The organism is Peptoniphilus timonensis JC401, assembly GCF_000312025.1.
GTDB lineage: Bacteria > Bacillota > Clostridia > Tissierellales > Peptoniphilaceae > Peptoniphilus_A > Peptoniphilus_A timonensis.
Genome location: NZ_HE978595.1, coordinates 46,907 through 67,034, shown reverse-complemented (window position 1 = coordinate 67,034; position 20,128 = coordinate 46,907). Strand labels below are relative to the sequence as shown.

General features: G+C 31.9%; 16 protein-coding genes and 1 pseudogene. 11 read left to right on the top strand and 6 right to left on the bottom strand.

The features are described from left to right. Positions 1 to 137 precede the first annotated feature (137 nt). The 5 genes from HGPT_RS05655 (at position 138) to HGPT_RS05635 (ending at position 6,296) form a co-directional block, all read left to right on the top strand. Positions 138 to 1,085: a D-2-hydroxyacid dehydrogenase gene (locus HGPT_RS05655; protein ID WP_019138863.1), complete on the top strand. Its 948-nt coding sequence runs from the start codon at positions 138 to 140 to the stop codon at positions 1,083 to 1,085. 171 nt (positions 1,086 to 1,256) lie between these two features. Continuing rightward, positions 1,257 to 2,864: a MutS-related protein gene (locus HGPT_RS05650; RefSeq protein WP_019138862.1), complete on the top strand. Its 1,608-nt coding sequence runs from the start codon at positions 1,257 to 1,259 to the stop codon at positions 2,862 to 2,864. 100 nt (positions 2,865 to 2,964) lie between these two features. Further along, positions 2,965 to 3,570, top strand: coding sequence for a histidine phosphatase family protein (locus HGPT_RS05645; protein ID WP_019138861.1), 606 nt, complete (start codon positions 2,965 to 2,967; stop codon positions 3,568 to 3,570). A 9-nt stretch (positions 3,571 to 3,579) separates the two neighbouring features. Then, positions 3,580 to 4,515, top strand: coding sequence for an NAD(P)/FAD-dependent oxidoreductase (locus HGPT_RS05640; RefSeq protein ID WP_019138860.1), 936 nt, complete (start codon positions 3,580 to 3,582; stop codon positions 4,513 to 4,515). After that, complete coding sequence (locus HGPT_RS05635) at positions 4,512 to 6,296, top strand: thioredoxin domain-containing protein (RefSeq protein WP_019138859.1); 1,785 nt, start codon at positions 4,512 to 4,514, stop codon at positions 6,294 to 6,296. The genes HGPT_RS05640 and HGPT_RS05635 overlap by 4 nt, the downstream gene beginning before the upstream one ends. Positions 6,297 to 6,352: 56 nt before the next feature. Here the strand turns inward: HGPT_RS05635 and HGPT_RS05630 are convergent, their stop codons facing one another. After that, on the bottom strand, positions 6,353 to 6,997 hold the full coding sequence (locus HGPT_RS05630; protein WP_019138858.1) for an HAD family hydrolase: 645 nt from the start codon (positions 6,995 to 6,997) through the stop codon (positions 6,353 to 6,355). A gap of 76 nt (positions 6,998 to 7,073) precedes the next feature. Between HGPT_RS05630 and HGPT_RS05625 the strand changes: the two genes are divergently transcribed. Next, positions 7,074 to 8,111: a DNA polymerase IV gene (locus HGPT_RS05625; RefSeq protein WP_019138857.1), complete on the top strand. Its 1,038-nt coding sequence runs from the start codon at positions 7,074 to 7,076 to the stop codon at positions 8,109 to 8,111. 59 nt (positions 8,112 to 8,170) lie between these two features. Here HGPT_RS05625 and HGPT_RS05620 read toward each other — a convergent pair whose 3' ends face one another. The 3 genes from HGPT_RS05620 to nhaC (HGPT_RS05610) form a co-directional block, all read right to left on the bottom strand. Further along, on the bottom strand, positions 8,171 to 9,301 hold the full coding sequence (locus HGPT_RS05620) for a M20 metallopeptidase family protein (RefSeq protein ID WP_245544169.1): 1,131 nt from the start codon (positions 9,299 to 9,301) through the stop codon (positions 8,171 to 8,173). Positions 9,302 to 9,458: 157 nt separating this feature from the next. Beyond that, positions 9,459 to 10,214, bottom strand: coding sequence for a formate/nitrite transporter family protein (locus tag HGPT_RS05615; RefSeq protein WP_019138855.1), 756 nt, complete (start codon positions 10,212 to 10,214; stop codon positions 9,459 to 9,461). A gap of 113 nt (positions 10,215 to 10,327) precedes the next feature. Further along, the gene (gene nhaC / locus HGPT_RS05610) at positions 10,328 to 11,650 is read right to left on the bottom strand and encodes a Na+/H+ antiporter NhaC (RefSeq protein WP_081578510.1); all 1,323 of its coding nucleotides are present in this window, start codon (positions 11,648 to 11,650) and stop codon (positions 10,328 to 10,330) included. A gap of 207 nt (positions 11,651 to 11,857) precedes the next feature. Between nhaC (HGPT_RS05610) and HGPT_RS05605 the strand changes: the two genes are divergently transcribed. After that, positions 11,858 to 12,367 (top strand): adenine phosphoribosyltransferase, encoded by a 510-nt coding sequence (locus HGPT_RS05605; protein ID WP_019138852.1) that lies wholly within the window; start codon positions 11,858 to 11,860, stop codon positions 12,365 to 12,367. A gap of 102 nt (positions 12,368 to 12,469) precedes the next feature. Here the strand turns inward: HGPT_RS05605 and HGPT_RS05600 are convergent, their stop codons facing one another. Both HGPT_RS05600 and HGPT_RS05595 read right to left on the bottom strand, forming a co-directional pair. Continuing rightward, complete coding sequence (locus tag HGPT_RS05600; RefSeq protein ID WP_019138851.1) at positions 12,470 to 12,970, bottom strand: LURP-one-related/scramblase family protein; 501 nt, start codon at positions 12,968 to 12,970, stop codon at positions 12,470 to 12,472. 121 nt (positions 12,971 to 13,091) lie between these two features. After that, complete coding sequence (locus tag HGPT_RS05595; RefSeq protein ID WP_425357427.1) at positions 13,092 to 15,083, bottom strand: urocanate hydratase; 1,992 nt, start codon at positions 15,081 to 15,083, stop codon at positions 13,092 to 13,094. 489 nt (positions 15,084 to 15,572) lie between these two features. Here HGPT_RS05595 and hutI point away from each other — a divergent pair, with 489 nt between their 5' ends. The 4 genes and pseudogenes from hutI to HGPT_RS05575 all read left to right on the top strand — a co-directional run. Further along, the gene (gene hutI, locus HGPT_RS05590) at positions 15,573 to 16,838 is read left to right on the top strand and encodes an imidazolonepropionase (RefSeq protein ID WP_019138849.1); all 1,266 of its coding nucleotides are present in this window, start codon (positions 15,573 to 15,575) and stop codon (positions 16,836 to 16,838) included. A 559-nt stretch (positions 16,839 to 17,397) separates the two neighbouring features. After that, positions 17,398 to 18,934: pseudogene (gene nhaC, locus HGPT_RS05585) on the top strand (Na+/H+ antiporter NhaC). Between the two features lie 41 nt (positions 18,935 to 18,975). Beyond that, positions 18,976 to 19,491, top strand: a complete 516-nt coding sequence (locus HGPT_RS05580) for a hypothetical protein (RefSeq protein WP_019138848.1) — start codon at positions 18,976 to 18,978, stop codon at positions 19,489 to 19,491. A 321-nt stretch (positions 19,492 to 19,812) separates the two neighbouring features. After that, on the top strand, positions 19,813 to 20,128 hold a 316-nt coding region (locus tag HGPT_RS05575; protein WP_040542687.1), incomplete at its 3' end, for a gamma-glutamyltransferase.

The window sequence follows — 20,128 nt, the reverse complement described above, 5'->3', positions numbered from 1 at the left end:
ATATAAAATGGTTTTCCAAAGGCTTTTTTAAAGAAAAGTATTAATTAAATTAAGAACTTAAATGAACTTGAAAAAGATAGTAATTTCAACTAAAATATAAATGTAACGAAGTACATAAAATTTTAAGGAGGATGTAAATGAAAGCGTTAATGGTAGATTACATGTCAGATTTAATTGACAAGGGACTTGAAGAAAGAGGTATTGAACTTGATAAGGTTATGCTTCCAACTTCTGAAAAATTAGCAGAAATTATTGAACCATATGATTTCTTATTCATGAGAGTTGACCCATTCATCAACAAAGAAGTTCTTGATGCTGCTAAAAACTTAAAGGCAATTTTTGTTGGTTCAACTGGAACTAACCACATTGACCTTGACTATGCAAAGGAAAAAAATATTCCAGTTAAAAACTCTCCAGGACAAAATGCAAACGCAGTTGCTGAACTTGTTTTTGCAAAAATGTTAGACCTTTACAGAAACTCTGTACAAGCTCAAAACGAAGTTAAGGGTGGAATCTGGAACAAATACAGATGGATTGGTAGAGAACTTAGAAACAAAACTCTAGGAATTTGTGGTTTTGGTGCAATTGGTAGAAGAGTTGGCGAAATAGCTAATGTATTCCACATGGATGTTCTTGCTTATGACCCATTCTTAAAACCAGAAGATATTAAAGTTGACTATGCTAAATTAGTTGATTTCGATACTCTTGTAAAAGAATCTGATATTATAACTCTTCACATGCCACTAACTCCAGACACTAAGGACTTATTTGCAGCAGAAGAATTTGAAAAAATGAAAGACGGAGCTTGCATCATCAACGCTGCACGTGGTGGAATTGTAAACGAAGAAGATCTTTACACATACATCAAAAATGGCAAACTAGGTGGAGCAAACTTAGATACACTTTCTAACGAACTTGGCTCTGGCGGACTTGACACTCAAGATGTACCAGTAGAAAATAAATTATTCGAACTTGATAGACTTTATGTTACTCCACACATTGGTGGATCAACAATTGATGCTCAAGACGATATTGGAAATGTAATTCTTAAAAACTTTGACGAATTATTTCCAAACTGCAAATAATTAAAAAATAAATAAGTAATTTAGGGCTGTCCTTTTGTGGGCAGCCTTTTTTATAATAGGATTTAGTAAAATAAAGATGGTCTTGAATAGAATAAATTCTCATGATAGTATTTAGTAAATTAAAGGGAAAAATTTAAAAATTACTATTCACATATTAATATAGGAGGAAAAATGGAAGATTATTATGCGCCAATCCTTTTATTAATAAGCTTTACTGCTATTATTTTTATTTACAATTACTATGTAAAGAAGAGAAATGAAAAGATTTTGCGAGATGAAATAAGAAAAAATTTTGGAAAAATTCATTCCCAAAAATACAAGGGAAAAATAGAGGGGATACATAAGAGACTAGGCGGAAATATTACTGAAATAACTGCAAGTGATTTAAATTTTGATAAAATTATTGAAAATATGAATCACAATATGACAAAAATTGGTCTTGAATATTTTTATTATAGGCTTAGGAATTTATTCTTAGATAAAGATGAACTTGTAAAGATTCAAAAAAATATAAAATCCTCTGAAAATAAAGAAGAAAAGTTGCAAGAAATCCAGTTTCAACTGGGAAAAGTTGGTTTTTTTAAAGAAGATGTGCTAGATCTTATCGAAGAAGAAGTAGAAATAGAAAAAGAACTGGAAATTGCAGCAAAAGTTTTTTCTTTTACTGCAGTTTACATATTAATACTTTTTATTTTTTTAAGAGCCCAAGCAATTTTATTTATTTTTTTACTACTTGGCATTAACACCTTTATTTACAAAAAATTTAACGAGATAACTTTGGGAAAGTTGGAGAGTTTAGTTAGATTAAAAAGTATTATATTTGTAGCTGAAAAATTGATAAAAAATAAAAATGAAATTTTCACAGAAGACCTTCAAGAACTTGAAAATATTTTGAGTGAAATTGCTCCACTAAAGAAAACTTTGAAGTCCTTTGGGTTTTTTACAGGAATAGCAGAGATGGACTTTGCAGAAACTTATAAGAATGTATTATTTTTATCAGAAGCTAGGAGTTTTTCTAATTCTCAAAAGTATTTTAAGAAGTATGGAGAAGAAATTCATAGACTTTATTACTTAATGGGAAAAATCGACTGTGAAATTGGTATTATTTCAATTAAAAGGGCATACAAAACAAATTATGCAGACTTTGGTGAAAAAATTTCTGGGAAAAATTTATACAATCCATTAATAAAAAAGCCTGTAGCCAATGATCTAGATTTAGAAAAATCAATAATTTTAACGGGATCAAATGCTTCGGGAAAATCAACTTATTTAAGGACAATTGGTATAAATGCAATTTTTGCCCTTAGCTTTGGAATTTTCTTTGGAGAAAGTTTTGAAATAAAGGCAATTAAAATAAAATCTGCAATTGATATTTCAGACTCGATAATGGAAAATCTTTCTTACTTTATGGCAGAATCCAAAGCAATAGGCGAGATGATAGAAGATAAGGAAGAAAAAATTATCTTGCTAGATGAAATATTTAGAGGAACTAACACAATTGATAGAATTGCATCGGCTACTGCAACATTAAAATATTTGGCAAAAAATAATCATGTGGTGGCAGCGACACACGACATAGAACTGACAATACTTTTAAAGGATTTGTATAAAAATAAACACTTTGAAGAAAAGATAGAAGATGGGGACATAAAGTTCGACTACCTTTTAAAAGAGGGACCTGCTACAAGTAGGAATGCAATTGCAATTTTGGAAAATTTATCTTATCCAAGAGAGATAATAGAAGAAGCAAAAAGTCTTTCAAAAAGTTTGGAAAAATAGAAATTTTATCATAATACTTAGTTAATTTTTTAGCTAAGTATTTTTTTATCTTTATTAGTTGATTTTTATCCTTTATACTAGTATTAAGTGAGAGGGAAAGATGAGAATTTATTTTACTAGACATGGTGAAACTGAATGGAATAAACTTGGTATTATCCAAGGACAACTAGATTCTGCCTTGACTAATGAAGGGCTTGATATGGGATTAAGGCTTAGGGAAAAATCTAAGGACCTACACTTTGACAAGGTCTATTCATCAGATCTTGGAAGGGCATTTGATACTGCAAAATTAATTTGTCCTGATAGGGAAATTATAAAGACGCCTCTTCTTCGTGAAATTGATGTGGGGTCTTGGTCAGGGAAAAATATAAAGGATGTAAAAACAAGTGATGAGATTCTTTATAAGAAATATTTTGAAGAACCAGAAAATTATTATAGACCTGATGGGGAAAGTATATATGATCTCAAGAATAGGGTTGAAAAATTTTTTGAGGAAAATATCTATAATAGTGAAGATGAAAATATACTTATAGTGACTCACGGTGTAACTATTGTCGCCATTTATTCTCTTATGGAAAATATACCCATAGAAGATTTTTGGTCCAACAGAGTTAGACGTAACGGCGAATTTAATATAGCAGATTATGAAAATGGAAAATTTAAAATTATAAAGAAGGCTCCCAAAAACCCAGTGGATTCAATTTGAGGTGATAAAATGAATACTTATGACTTAATTATTATTGGTGCAGGTGCAGCTGGTTTAAGTGCTGCTATTTATGCTGGCAGATCTCTTTTAAATACACTTGTTATAGAAAAATTTTCCTTTGGTGGCAGAGTTAATGACACTCCGAAGATTATAAATTATCCAGGATTTAAAGAGATTTCAGGACGAGATCTTATAAATGAATTTAGGAAGCAAGCAGAAAATTTTACTACAAATGAATTTACCTATGGCACTGTGAAAAAAATTGAAAAGATTGATGATCTTTTTAAGATAACTACTCTTAGAAGAAAAGAGTTTATGGCAAAGGCAATTATTATTTCCACAGGGACTTATGCAAAGATGATAAATGTACCTGGTGAAACTGAATTTGCAGGACGTGGAGTTTCATACTGTTCTACTTGTGATGCAGATTATTTTAAGGATAAGGACATACACATTCTTGGATCTGGTGACTTGGCACTGGAAGAGGCAGATTATCTTTCAAATTTTGCCAACTCTATAAACATGATAATTATTCATGAAGAGGGAAATTTTGATGGAAATAAACTAGAAGCTGAGAGAATTATGAAAAATCCAAAGATTTCTTACACTTGGCATTCAAAGTTAGAAGGCATCTATGGAAACGACAGGGTGAACAGCCTTGATATTTTAGATTTATCAGATAATACAAATACTAGAGTGACTTCTGATGGAATTTTTATTTTTGCAGGAATGAGTCCCAATTCTGATTTTGTAAAGGATCTTTTAGAGATAGATGATTATGGTTTTATAAAGACTGATGACGAGATGAAGACATCAGTAGAAGGAATTTTTGCAGCTGGAGATATAAGGAAAAAAGCCCTTAGACAAATTGTCACTGCAGCAAATGATGGAGCAGTGGCAAGTGTTTATGCAGAAAAATACATTAGAAATAGGGGTGTAAAATGAGAGTCTATCCAAGAGGAACTGTGCTTTATAAAAGAGATAAGGCCTACAATGGAATAAATTTAATTTCTACAGCAAAAGATGGTGCCCTAATAACTAAAATGGACGGAACAGAATTAAGGAGATATTCTGTCAATCCCATGCCAGCAAAAATGTTAGCTAATAAAAATATTATGAGTATTTCTTCTTTTAGATCATCTGATTTTGGTGTCAGTGATGGTATCGACTTAATTGAATTTGATAAAAATGGAAAAATTTCATTTGATTTTGACAAGTTTAAATTTACAGAGGATAGGGGATACAGACCAAAGTGGATGGCGAGAGCCCATTCTGATTTTCAAAGAGAAGGAAATTCTGTGGGATATTATTATCCAGACCAAAAAATTGTGGAAAACGGAAAGACCCTTCTTCTTGTTCACGATGCTATTGTCGAACCGAGAATATCTGACAAGACTCTTCTTGACGATGTTATTTTAGAAGTTGATGAAGAGGGAAATATACTGTGGAAATTTTCCTTTAGTGAACATTTTGACGAGTTAGGTTTTTCTGAAGAGGCGAAGAATGTTTTATACAGAAATCCAAATTTGAGGATAACAGAAAGACCTCTTGGAAATTACCTTGATGTAACTTCAATTTCAACTATTGGAGAAAATAAGTGGTATGACCAAGGAGATCCTCGCTTTCATCCAGACAATATTTTATTTACGGCAAGAGCTGCAAATATTATTGGCATAATTGACAAGAAGAGGTCAAGAATTTGCTACAAACTTGGACCAAACTTTTCCGATTTCAAAAAAGTTGATCCAGTAGTTGGATCTGCCTTTGCAAGTATTGTGCCAAGAGGTTTGCCAGGAGAAGGAAATCTTTTAATATTTGACAATGGGGGAAGATGTGGCTATGGTTCTCCAACTCTTACATCTCCATCAGGACTACTTCCTTTCGTGAGAAATTATTCTAGGATACTTGAAATAAATCCAGTTACACTTTCTCTTAATTGGTCAGTAGATCCAAGAGATTTTGGTTTTTCCATACCAATGAATGGTTACAAATTTTATTCACCTTATGGTGGAAATCTCCAAAGACTTCCCAATGGAAACACCCTAATTACTCTTGCCACAGAAGGACTTGTAATTGAAATAACGCCATCAAAGGAAATTGTATGGCAGTGGACTTGCCCTTATAGGACAACAACAGAAAATCTTCTTAAAAACAACATGATTTATAGAGTTTACAGATATCCCTATGACTACTTAGATATTGATGAAAATGAAAATGAAATTGAAGAAATAGAAGATGCATCTTATTTTAAACTTCTTGGTGCAGGTGACTTCAAGTCAGTTGAAATTACAAATGTAAATAAGAGTGAATTATCAATTGATATAGATCCACTTTCTCAAGAATCAGAATCTGTTAGAGATCTTGCTGAAAACAAGAAGGTAATAAAGAGAAATGAATCAGTAATAAAATATATTGCAGCAAGTCATTTTGAAAAGACAATTGCTGAAAATAATATGTCAATAATAATTTATGGAGCAGAAAGATGTTCTCACTGTGAACCTCTTATGGAAGTAATGGAAGTTTTATTGAAGGAAGAATTTAAAGAAGTATCATGCTTCTATATGGATCTCGACAAAAATAAAAATTTTGCAGAAGAACATGAAATTTTTCAACTTCCAAGAGTTTCCTTTTATAAGGATGGAGAGAAAGTTTATGAGTTTATGGGAGAAAAATCTTACGACGAAATTGCCGGCTTGATAGAAGAATATCTTTTAGAATTAAACTAAAAAAAGAACTGGAGACTTTATTTGTGACTAATCATAAAAGACTCCAGTTTTTATTTTTATAAATTATTTTCGCCGCCAATGGCATGCCAATTTAAATTGTAATAGCCCTTTTTATTTACTTTTGAATTTATTAAAAATCTATTTTTCACAAGTCTAAGCATATACTTATCATCTTTATAGGAATCAGAATAAGCAGAAGAATTTTCATAATCTATATCTATATCTTTCTTATCCAAGAGCCTTTTAATATTTTTAACCTTAATATCTTTTTTGTTATTGCCACTTGTCAACTTATAATTCTCGTCAAGTTCAGTCCCAATAATGTAATCAAAATTATATAATTCTTTTACATATTTTAGATAGGAAGTCGCAGATGCAGAGCATAAAATTTTTATTGTGTCTTTATCATGGGAATTAAAATTATCTTCAAATTCTTCAAAAAAGAATTTGGGATAAAGATAATCTGTCATAAAAGATTTTAATTCATCTTCTGAAAAATACTTTATAATAGAAACCATTTGAGTTTTCATTATATCAAAGTCAGACTTAAATTTTGATTTTATGTAGGCAGAAGTAAGCCCTCCAAAAGTTTTAAATATATTTATTTTTTTATGTTTAAGTCCATATTTATAAAGCTCTATTATTGATTCACAATCAACTACAGTTTTGTCAAAATCATAGAGCGCAAGCTTTTTTTTCAAAATCTCACCTCATAAGAATTATATCAAATTACCTTCATTATAAAAAGATTTATGATATACTAAAGTCGTGATATTTATGGCAATTATTATACATGTAGACATAGATGCCTTTTACGCATCTGTAGAAGAATTAGATGATAAAAGCATAATAGGAAAACCAGTTGTAGTGGGCGGAAGTTCCAATCATGGAGTTGTAACTACTGCAAATTATATTGCAAGAGAATATGGCATTCACTCTGCCATGCCAATGTATATGGCAAAAAATCTCTGTGATCACTTGATTATAAAGCCAATGAGAAGACAGAGATATTTGGAAAAATCAAGAGAGGTTTTTGAAGTCTTAAAGACTTATACAAATAAAATTGAAAAAGTTTCTATTGACGAGTCTTATCTAGATATTAGTGGACTGGGTTATGATGAAGATATTGTCTATAAGCTTCAAGAAGATGTTTATAAAAAAACTGGTTTGAGTGTAAGCTGCGGATTGAGCTATAATAAATTTTTGGCGAAACTTGCAAGTGATTGGAATAAGCCAAGGGGAGTCAAAATAATTAGAGAAGAAGACTTGCCCCATATTTTATTTCCCTTAGATATTAGAAAAGTTCACGGAATTGGAAATAAAACAGAAAAAAAGCTTAGAAATATTGGAATAAATACTGTTGAAGATTTATATTCATTGTCTTATGAATTTTTGACAAGCAGTTTCAAAAAGAGTGGGGAAGAAATTTACAAGAGAATAAGGGGAATTGACAAGAGAGAAGTCACTCCCAATACTGTGAGAAAAAGTCTTGGCACAGAAAGCACTTTTGAAGTTACTAGCAAGAGAGAAGAATTAATTTATTATTTAAAAGAATTTGCAAGAGAAATATCTGAAGATTTGATTGTAAAAGAAATTGCTGGATATACTTTGACTTTAAAGATGAAAAACGAAAATTCTAAGATAAAAACAAGATCAAAAACTTATGAAGAGACAATCTACGAAGAAGATGATATTTTTAAAAAGTCTTTGGAAATCTTTGAAGAGGCTTATGATGGGGAAAAGCTAAGACTTATTGGCATAACTGTATCAAATTTAGTAGATTTAAATATAAGACAACTTACATTTTTTAATTAATAAAAATAAGGACAGCAAAAAAACTGTCCTATTTTTGTGAAAATTTTTAAATTAGTTTTTTATTTTAAAAAGTCAAAAGCTGTTGCTACAAATATTGCAATGCCCTTGTAAAAAAGCGATTCATCTAAATCAAATTTTGGGCTGTGATTTGGATAATATTTTCCATCCTTTGCCTTTCTTAAATTTGAAAGAAATAAAAAGCTGCCAGGGACTTTTTCTTGATAAAATGCCATGTCTTCGCTGCCCATTGTTGGTTCTTTTAAGTCAAAGATGTCTTCTGGGAAAAGCTTAGAAGTGATATTTTTTACATAGGATGTAAAGTTGGGATCATTCTTTAAAACAGGATAATATCTCTTGTATTCTGTTTCTGCAGAGCCACCATAACTTTTAGCAATCCCATCTGAGACTTCAGCAATTCTTTTTTCAATTAAGTCTCTTGTTTCTTCTTTTAAGGCACGAGATGTTCCAAGCATTTCAACATCATCAGGAATTATATTTTGACAAGTTCCACCATTAATTTTACATACAGATATTAAAGCTCTATCCACGGGAGAAATTTCTCTTGAAATAATTTTTTGTAGTCCCATTAGAATTTCTCCTGAAATAATTATGGGATCAATAGCAAGTTGAGGATTTGCACCATGACCACCCTTGCCCTTTACTTTAATAGAAAAAATATCCATTGATGCCATAAGTTCATTATCTTTAAATCCAATATAGCCTTGAGGAATATCGGCAAGTTTTCCGCAGTGCATTCCAATTATTGCATCCACCTTAGGATTTTCTAGACAAGATTCTTTTATCATAAGATCAGCGCCACCTGGCACTTCTTCACCAGGTTGGAAGATAAACTTTACAGAACCTTTTAATTTGTCTTTATTTTCATTTATAATTTTTGCAGCTGTAAGGGCAATTGCAGTGTGGGCATCGTGACCACATGCGTGCATACATCCTTCGTGAGTAGACTCAAAGCTAAGACCTGTTTCTTCTTTTATGGGAAGTGCATCCATATCAGCTCTTATGGCAAGACACTTTCCACTTTCTTTTCCCTTAATTGTTGCCACAAGTCCATTTCCCTTTACAAATTCCTTATAGGAAATGCCAAATTTATCTAACTCATTTTTTACATATTTTACAGTTTTTGGAAGTTCAAGCTCAAGTTCAGGAATTTTATGTAAGTCTCTTCTAATTTTTATTGAGAGATTTTCATTTTTCCTTAGCTAATTTTATTATGTCCATCTAAATTCCTCCCTTAAATGAAAATTTAGTTTTAATTATAAATTAAAAAAGAGAAAAGTTCCACTTAGCTCACAAAAAAAAGACAGACCAAAGTCTGCCTTTAAAAAATTATTTGTCACTTGCAATAGTATTATAAGTAATTGCCACAAGGCCACCACCAATAATATTTCCAATAGTAACTGGTATTAAATTTTTTAGAATTAGCCCAATAGTAAATTCTGGATTTAACATCTTTGCTAGGGCAAAGCAAGTCATATTTGCCACGCTATGCTCAAAACCAAGACTTGCAAAAGCCAAGATACACCAAAAGATTAAAATTAATTTTGATGAATCAGATATGGGTCTAGAGCAAATTAAAACTGCAAGACAAACTAGAATGTTACACATTATTCCCTTAAATAAAAGGGCAGTGAAGTCAAAACTTGACTTTGTTGTTGCTAGATTTAATAGTGATTCATTAAATTCAGGAGAAACTCCTGTCATTTTAAATAAGAAAGAAATTAAAATTGATCCCAAAAGATTTCCTATGTAGGAAAAAACTAAAATCTTTAAAAGTGTGGAAGTTTCAATTTTTTTGTTTAATCTTCCAATACTTGTCACAAGGACATTACCTGTGAAAAGTTCACCACCAGCAAAGATTACAAAGGAAAGGGCAAGGGAAAAGACAAAGCCATTTATAAATTTAACAGCTGGAATTTCAAGTCCTGAAAAGACACTTGCAGATAGGGTCATGATTAACATTCCCATTCCAATAAAAAATCCTGCAAGAACTGAAGCGACCATGTACTTAAAAAGGGAATTTTCAAGTAAATTTTTCTTAGTGTTTGCAGAATTTGTAAGTCCACCAATTATATCCTTATACATATCACACCTCTTTTTTTATTCCATTAAACATTATATCAAAAAGAGGTGACTTTTCAATTGGTGAAAGAATCTTTATGTGAAAATATATAAAAGTTTTCTTTATAATTTATATTTTATTTTGAATTTGCATCTAACTTATATTTATTAGCTTCTATTGCCACAACAATTACTTGAACAAGGGGCATTAACAAATTAGAAACTAGGAAAGGAAGATAGTGAACAGTGGATACTCCGAGAACAGTGGACATATAAGTTCCACAAGTATTCCAAGGTATCATGGCAGATGTCACAGTTCCTCCTGATTCTAGAGTTGATGACAACAATACTGGGTCAAGATTTCTTTCCTTATATTCATTTTTAAACATTCTGCCAGGAACAACAATAGAGATGTACTGTTCAGGCATAGTTGCATTTGTAAATAGGCAAGTTAAAATTGTAGAAATTACAAGTCCAACTAGTGATTTTACCTTGTGAAGGAATTTTTTTACAATGGATTCAAGGATTCCCGTTTCTTCAGCAATTCCACCAAACATCATGGCGATTATTGTAAGAGAAATGGAAGACATCATGTTGTTTAGTCCACCTGTAGTTAAAAGTTTATCCACTGCTTCAAGCCCAGTATTTGAAACAAAACCATTTAGACCTGCTGATAAAATATCCCCAAAATTTATATCTTGATAAATTGGTCCTAAGATAGCAGCGATAATTATGCCGAGAGTTATCCCAGGAACTGCTGGAAGTTTTTTAGCAATAGAAATTATTACAACTATGGGAGCCAGCAATAAAACTGGAGTAATTGTAAAATTATCCTTTAGTCCCTTTGCAATTACACTTACATTAGATAAATCTGCAGAAGACCCCTTATATTTAATAGATAAGATCCCAAAAATTATTAGAGTTAAAACATAGGCAATAATTGTTGGTTTAAACATAGATTTTATGTGAGTAAATACGTCTGTACCTGCCATAGCTGGTGCAAGATTAGTTGTATCAGATAGGGGACTCATTTTGTCTCCGAAATTAGCTCCAGATAAAACTGCACCTGCAGTAATAGGTGCAGGAATGCCAAGTCCACTTGCAATTCCCATAAGGGCAATACCCATAGTTCCAGCAGTACCCCAACTTGTGCCAGTAGCAAGAGAAGTGATTGATGTAATTATAACTGTGGCTATTAAAAAAATAGAGGGTCTTAAAATCATAAGACCATAATAAATCATTGTTGGCACAACGCCTGCTAAAATCCACACACCAATTAAAACTCCAATTATTGCCAAGATAATTATGGACTGCATAGCTTGAGAAATTCCTTTTATCATGGAGTTTTCAATAAACTTCCAAGAGTATCCGATTTTAAGTGCAACAAGAGATGCTATTAATACTCCAATTAACATTGGTATGTGAGGACTCTCTTTATATTTTATTATGCTGATAAACATAATTATAGTGAGGGATAAAAAGGTAAAAATTAGCTTCGCCAAAGCTAGCCTTTCTCACTTCTTTTTCATATTTATTACAATCTTTTTTCTTCATAATTCACCTCTGGATAAATTCCAAAATTTAACATATTATACCATTAAAAGGATTTTATTAAAAGTTTTTATTGGCTAATAAAGATGGTATACTATAAGGGAATGGGGGAAATTATGGAATTAAAAGATACAATTCGTGCAATTGAAGATTATCCAAAAGAGGGAGTTATTTTTAGGGACATCACAACTCTTTTAAAGGATAAAGATGCCTTCAAAAAAGCAGTGGACGAAATGGCAGAAAAAATTGACAGTGATGTGGACAAGATAATAGGAATTGAAGCAAGAGGTTTTATCTTTGGTGCAGCTCTTGCCTACAAACTAAATAAGGGATTTATACCAGTTAGAAAACCAGGTAAACTTCCCTGGGACAAGTTAAGTGAATCCTATGACCTTGAATACGGCGAAGATTCAATTGAAATCCATGAAGATGCTATAGATCCAGGAGAAAAGATCGTAATAGTTGATGATTTACTTGCAACTGGTGGAACTTCAAAGGCTTGTTTAAAGCTTGTTGAAAGTTTGAAGGGGGAAGTATCATCCCTAGTTTTCTTGGCAGAGCTTGAAGGATTAAAGGGAAGAGAAGTCCTTGAAGGTGAAAAAGTTCATTCAGTTATAAAATACTAAAAATAAAAATTTTACAAAAATAAAAATCTGCATAGAATATTAACAAGTCTTATGTGTTTAATATTTCTTTGCAGATTTTTTATTGTAATGTTTAAAATTAATTTATCCAGCAGAATTAGCGTTGGCTCTAGCAGTATCTTTTATATTATTTAGACAAAGGGTGATGGCAAGTAGGGCTTCTGTGTAATTTTCGTCGTAAACACTTAATTTGTAGCTGTCAGCCATGGCAAAAAGAGCTTTTTCGATTTCTCCGATAATTTTTTCTCCCTTAAAGATTTGAAAATTTAAATCTGGAAATTTTCCTTCTAGATATAAACTTTCGCCACTTAAGTCTATTTGAACTTTTCTAACTAGAAAACTTATCTTTGACTCAAGTCTCATAAACTTGCCGTCAGAAAAATTAACATTAAATTTTTGAAGTAGACTAAAAACTTCTTTGTCAATTTCTATTATGGGATTTTTATTTTTATCAGAAATTCTAGCCTTATAGCCAATGAGTTTAAAATCTTGGTCTACATAATAAACTTCTCTTCCATCGTCATCTAAGATAGGATAGTGGTCTGTTATTTTAAAAAACTTTTCTTTAAAGTAATAATTTTTCATAGTTCACCTCTTTATGAGTAGATTATACCATGAATTTTTTACATTTATAATTTATAAAAATAAAAGAAATAGACATAAAAAAAGCCCCACAGTTTCCTGCAGGGCAATTTAAGATTATTTATTAGTCGATATTAAGTGAATCAACAGCATTATCAATTAATTCGTCCTTAACAAGGTAAGGAAGTGTAATGTGTCCGAATTCATTATCTTCGTTAAATTCTTTAGAAACTTCAATTGCGTGATCATTTCTAGCCCAGTTACGTCTAGCAACACCACTCATTACGTCCCAAGTAAGTGAAAGTTTGATGATTTCGTCAACCATTTCAGATCCGTCAAGTACTAGACCAAATCCACCATTGATTGATTTACCAATACCAACTCCACCACCGTTGTGAAGAGCAACAAGAGACATACCTCTTGCACAGTTACCTGCGAAACATTGAGTAGCCATGTCAGCCATTACATTAGATCCATCTTTAATGTTAGAAGTTTCTCTGAATGGTGAGTCTGTACCAGATACATCGTGGTGGTCACGACCCATCATAACAGGACCAATCTTTCCTTCTCTAACAAGTTCGTTGAATTTAAGAGCAATGTCAACTCTACCCTTAGCATCTTGGTAAAGAATTCTTGCTTGAGTACCAACTACTAATTGGTTCTTTTCAGCGTCTCTGATCCAGATATAGTTATCCATATCTTGGTATCTTCTGTCTTTATCTATACATTCCATTGCAGCGTGGTCAGTTGCAATTAAGTCTTCGTGTTTACCACTTAGGCAAACCCATCTGAATGGTCCATATCCATAGTCAAATAGAAGTGGTCCCATGATGTCTTCAACATAAGAAGGCCAAATAAATCCGTCTTTATCGTCTTTACCGTTCTTAGAAACTTCTTTAACTCCAGCATCGTAGATAGCTTTTAAGAAAGAGTTACCATAGTCGAAGAAGTAAGTTCCCTTAGAAGTAAGGCTCTTAATAACTTCAAAGTGTTGTTTAAGAGTTTCATCAACAAGTTCACGGAATTTCTTGATGTCAGTTCTTAATAGTTCAGTTCTTTCTTCGAAAGTAATTCCTACTGGACAGTAACCACCATTGTATGCGTTGTGGCAAGAAGTTTGGTCAGAAAGTAGGTCAATATGGATGTCATTTTTGTCCATATAGTGAAGAAGATCAACGATATTACCGTGGAAGGCAATAGAAAGAGCTTCTTTCTTTTCAAGAGCATCTTGAGCAAGCTTAACAGCTTCTTCAGGAGTTTCAGCAAGTTTCTTGATCCATCCTTGTTCAAGTCTAGTTTCAATTCTTGAAATATCAACTTCAGCGATGATAGATACAGCACCTGCGATATCTCCGGCTTTACCTTGAGCACCACTCATTCCACCAAGTCCAGATGAAACGAATAATTTACCAGCTAAGTTGTCTTTTTCGCCAAGACCAAGTTTTAATCTACCAGCGTTAAGAATAGTGTTGTAAGTTCCGTGAACAATACCTTGTGGTCCAATGTACATCCAACCACCAGCAGTCATTTGTCCGTAGTTAGCAACTCCCATTTCTTCTGCAATTTCCCAATCGTCAAGATTGTCATAAAGACCAACCATTAGACCGTTAGTGATAATAACTCTTGGAGAGTTTTTTCTTGATTTAAATAGTCCAAGTGGGTGACCAGATTCCATAACAAGAGTTTCGTCATCGTGCATAATTTCAAGATATTGTTTGATTAAGTTGTATTGCATCCAGTCGTGACAAACTGAACCAGTTTCTCCATAAGTTACAAGTTCATATGGATATAAAGCAACTTCAAAGTCTAAGTTGTTGTCAATCATTACTTGGAAAGCTTTTCCGGCTAAGCAATTTCCCTTGTATTCATCAATTGGTTTACCGTAAATTCTTCCTTCTGGTCTGAATCTGTATCCGTAGATTCTTCCTCTAGTAGTAAGTTCTTCTAAAAATTCAGGAATTAATTCTTCATGATATTCTTCTGGGATATATCTTAGAGCATTTCTAAGAGCAATTTTAGTTTGATCCTTTGAAAGTCTAAATCCTCTATCAGGAGCTCTTCTAATTCCTTGTTCAAAAGATTTTTTTTCTGGAAGGTTTTTGATTTGTACCTTCATAATCTTTTGAACGTCTGCGTTATGATTATTTATCACTTTTATCAACCTCCATTTATTAGACATTATAAATTAAAACTTTTAAAAAGTAAATACAAAGGGAAATTAATTTCCTGATTTTTTTATTTTTATTTATAAATGTTTTGTAAAAAAGTAAAAAGAATGTGATATTTGCTAGATATAGAGCAAGCATCACAATTATAAATGATTGATTTATCACGATAACTCATGAAATGAATCGTTTTCAAAAATTCCATATAATTATATAAAAATTAAAAAATTAAGTTATTTTAGGAAAATTTTATGGGGAAATTTAAAATTTTTATATTTTTATTTTATTGTTTTATATTTTTATATTGAAGTAAATTTAATAGCTTATAAAATTTGAAGAATTAAAAAAAGTTAGAAATTTTATTTTAGTGTTTTTTCTTTATTTTAAAATTCTCTTGGGTATAATGAAAATATAATGGATGTAAAAATTAAGGAGGAAATATGAAAGCGGATAAAATTTTAGTTAATCTTGATCAAGTTTTTTCACCTAAGGATATAGGTAGACCTCTAAGAGGCGAAGAAATGAATGAAGCAGAAATTTTAGAAAATGCTTATATCGCAATTAAAGATGGCAAAATTCTAGAAGTTGGCGAAGGAAATGGCTACGAAAATCTAAAAGATGACAATACAGAAATAGTTGATCTTACTGGAAAAGTTGCAACTCCAGGTCTTATAGATGCTCACACTCACCTAGTATATGGTGGAAGTCGTGAAAATGAATTTGCAATGAAGCTTAACGGTATGGAATATCTTGAAATTCTTGAAGCTGGTGGAGGAATTCTTTCCACATTAAAAGCTACTGAATCTGCAAGCTTTGAAGAACTTTATGACAAGACAAGAGATCTTCTTGAACACATGCTTGTTCACGGTGTAACTACTGTTGAAGCTAAGAGTGGTTATGGTATTACTCTTGAAACAGAACTTAAAGAACTTGAAGTTCTTGAAAAATTAAATAAAGATTTTCCAACAGAACTTGTGAGAACTTTTATGGCAGCTCACGTAATTCATGAAAAATATAAAGACAATTCTGATGAATATGTGGACATTGTAATTGACATGATGCCAGAAGTTGCAAAGAGAAATCTTGCAGAATTCTGTGACGTATTCTGTGAAAAGGGAGTATTTACAGCAGAACAATCTGAAAGAATTTTGACAGCTGCAAAAGAACATGGCTTTAAACTAAGAATTCACTCTGATGAAATTGAAAACATTGGTGGTGTTGATGTAGCTGCTAAGGTTGGAGCAGTTTCTGCAGAACACTTAATGGTAGTAGATGAAGAAGAAATTGAAACCCTATCAAAGGCAAATGTAATAGGAAACTTACTTCCTGGAACAACTTTCTCATTAATGCTAGACACTTATGCTCCAGCAAGAAAGATGCTTGAAAAGGGAATGGCTATTACACTTTGTACAGATTCAAACCCAGGATCTTGTCCAACAGCAAATCTTCAATTCATCATGCAACTTGGATGTCTTGAAATGAAACTTACTCCAATTGAAGTTTACAATGCAGTAACTATTAATGCTGCTTATTCAGTTGACAGAGCTGAAACTATTGGATCTTTTGACAAGGGCAAGAGAGCAAATATTACAATTTTTGATGCCCACAATATTGATTACACACTTTACTTCTTTGGCACAAACCTATGTAAACAAGTTTATGTTGATGGAGAATTAGTTGTTGAAGACAGAAAATTAGTAAAATAATTTTGGAAAAATTTTATATGAATTGAAATAAGGGAGCGTGTGCTCTCTTATTTTTTTGACAAAAATAATTTTATTCATATTAGTTAAGAGATTTTTAAAGTAAAAACTATAAATAAAGACTTAATCACCAATTAAAAAAATGTTTTATGAAAACTTTGTCACAAAGATTTTATTATAGATTTGATAGGGAAAATTTATTTATAACTTATGAAATTTTGTTAAAAAAATAGAGTTTAATAGTAAAATGGAATTAATAAACACTATAAAATACAATTTTTCATCGCTTTTAACTAAGACTAAATAAGAGCTAAAGCATACTCTATGGCAAAGCTAGACATCCACTATACTGTATTAAATTAGCATGTAATCAAGTTAAGTTATTGTATAAAATTAAGTGTAAGATAAAAATCTTTATAAAATATAGTTGACTTATATCTTCCAGTAGAGTAAGATTAGCTTAGAAAACATTTTCAGCGATACAAAAATTTCACATAATGTATCGCCGGCATATTAAATTTTTTATGGTATGCTCGACAATATGTTTTAAGGAGGTAATTATATGAAGAACGACGGTCAAAAAGCTGTTAGACTACCTAGTTTTTTCGAAGCAATACTACCTATTATAACAATGGTAGCTCTAATGGTATATGTTTTCAAATTCAGTGATGAGGCTTATGACGCAGCTCACATGCCACTAATCATAGCACTTATAGTTACTGTAACTATTGGTGTAATTTGCGGACATACTTTTGAAGAAATGTTGTCTGGTATTATTGACAGAATAACAGCGACATTGGATGCAATTTTAATTTTACTTACTGTAGGTCTATTGGTATCATCTTTCATGATTTCAGGTACAATTCCAGCTCTTATCTATTATGGACTTTGACTTTATATCACCACAAACATTCCTACCAGTTGGTTGCTTACTTTGTGCAGTAGTTGGTTGTGCATGTGGTTCATCTTGGACTGCAACAGCAACTGTAGGTATTGCATTTATGACAATTGGTACTGGTCTTGGAATTAACCCTGCACTAACAGCAGGTATGGTAATATCTGGAGCATATGTTGGAGATAAATTCTCTCCACTATCTGATACTACTAACCTTGCAGCAGGTGTTGCTGGAACAGGTCTATTTGACCACGTTGCAGCTATGGTTTCTACAACTGGTCCTGTTTTCTTAATATCTCTTATTATTTATACTGTTTTAGGTATGAATATTGCAGGCGCTGGATATGATCCAACAATTGCTGATGGTATTAGAGAAGCAATCGCAGGTAACTTCAACGTTAACCCACTAGTTTTACTTCCAATTCTAGTTATTGTTTTAATCATGGTTCTTAGAATCCCTGGTCTTCCAGGCGTACTTGGTTCAGTTGCAGTTGGTATTATATTTGCTCTTATCTTCCAACAAAGATATTCAGTAGCAGATTTATTCTCAATCCTACACTATGGTCCATCAATTGAAACAGGAAATGAATTCCTTGATGGTGCTCTTGCTAAAGGTGGTATGGATAACCAAATGTGGACAATCAACCTTATTATTCTTGCAGTATCCTTTGGTGGTGCTCTTGAAAAATGTGGTATCGTTGAAAAATTATTTGGTGGAATTAAAAATAGAATCAACTCTGTTGGTGGAATCGTTCTTGCTACAATGCTTACATCTATCTTCTGTGACGCAGCAATGTGTGACCAATTCTTAGGAATCGGTGTTCCTGCTCCTCTATATGATACAAAATATGATGAACTTGGTCTTGCAAGAAACATGTTATCAAGAACACTTGAAGATGCTGGTACTCTTTGGGCAGTAATGTTCCCATGGACAGCTTGTGGTGCTTACCAATTTAGAACACTTGGTGTTAATCCACTTGCATTCTTCCCATTTGCATTTGTTAACTTACTAAACCCAATTTACGCTTGCGTAACAGCATTTGCTGGTAAAAATATATTCTGGGCTGACGGATCTTATACAAATCTATTTGGTAAGACTACAATGAAGAAACAAGCTAAATCTCCAGAAGCAGCTAGAGAAGTAGCTATGGCAGCTCTTGAAAGAAGAAGAGCAGAAGGAAAAGCTCCAAAACTTAGTGCTTAATTAAACTTTCCTCACTAATATTTATAGAAAGAAGTGATTATGTGTCAGAGATAAAATTGCCTTGGGATGATGACAGCGAAGCGATTAAATACGAATATGTAAATCCAAGAAAAACATTTTCTGAAAAATATGCCTATGTAGTCACTTCCGTATTAATTATCTTGGGTATTTTCACACAGTATAAGCTAACTCTTCTCTTGGCACTCTTATTATTGCTCTCACTACTTACAAAAAAGTATGTGGCAGTGACTAGCAAGGGTCTTGAGATGTGTAATGATATGAAGATCACAAAGACCAATGAAGTTTGGGAATGGTCAAAAATCGATGCAATTACTTATGAGAAAAAACCCAATGAGCCAGGTAAAATTCTTCTTTATTTTACTAAAGGAGATTTGACAAGAAGATTCTTCTTTAAAGAAGAAGATAAAGAAAGAGTTTTTGATTTAGCTCACAAATACAACAAAAAAATAAAAGTTTACGATGCCTATGAATACAAAGAAAATCTTAAAAATTTCAAAAAAGAATTGAAAAAAACTAAGAGAAGATGGCAAAGGTAAATTAAATTTTAAGAGGTTTCATTATGAAGCCTCTTTTTTTGCGTTAAAATTTCTTAATGTTGAATTATTTACTAATTAATTATAGAATTATCTTTGTTGAGAGCATTATATTTTTTATAAAATGCTAAAATAAAAATTATTGAGAAAAACTTAAATAATTGTAAATTTTCATTTTAAATATAAAAGCATAATAAGTTTATTTTTAAATTCTAAAAATTTATTATTTAGAAGTATTATCAATAAGAATGGATTTATAAGATTTTTTAATTTCTTTTTAAGAAAATAGACACTACTTTTTTATAAAACACAGAGGATGATTTTATGAGATTTAATTATAATAGCTATCCCTATCCATCAACAAGAAGAGTTATTTTTGGGAAGAATGGAATGGTTGCCACATCTTCTCCCTACGCAACTAGTGCAGGAGCAAAAATTCTTCTTGAAGGGGGAAATGCCATTGATGCTGCTCTTGCCGCATCAATGACCCTACCAGTAGTTGAGCCAACAGGAAATGGACTTGGTTCCGATATGTTTGCCTTAATTTATTTTGAGGGAAAGCTTTATGGCATTAATGCCAGTGGAAGAAGTCCTAAAAATATTTCTATTGAAAGATTAAGGGAAAAGGGCTATGATAAAA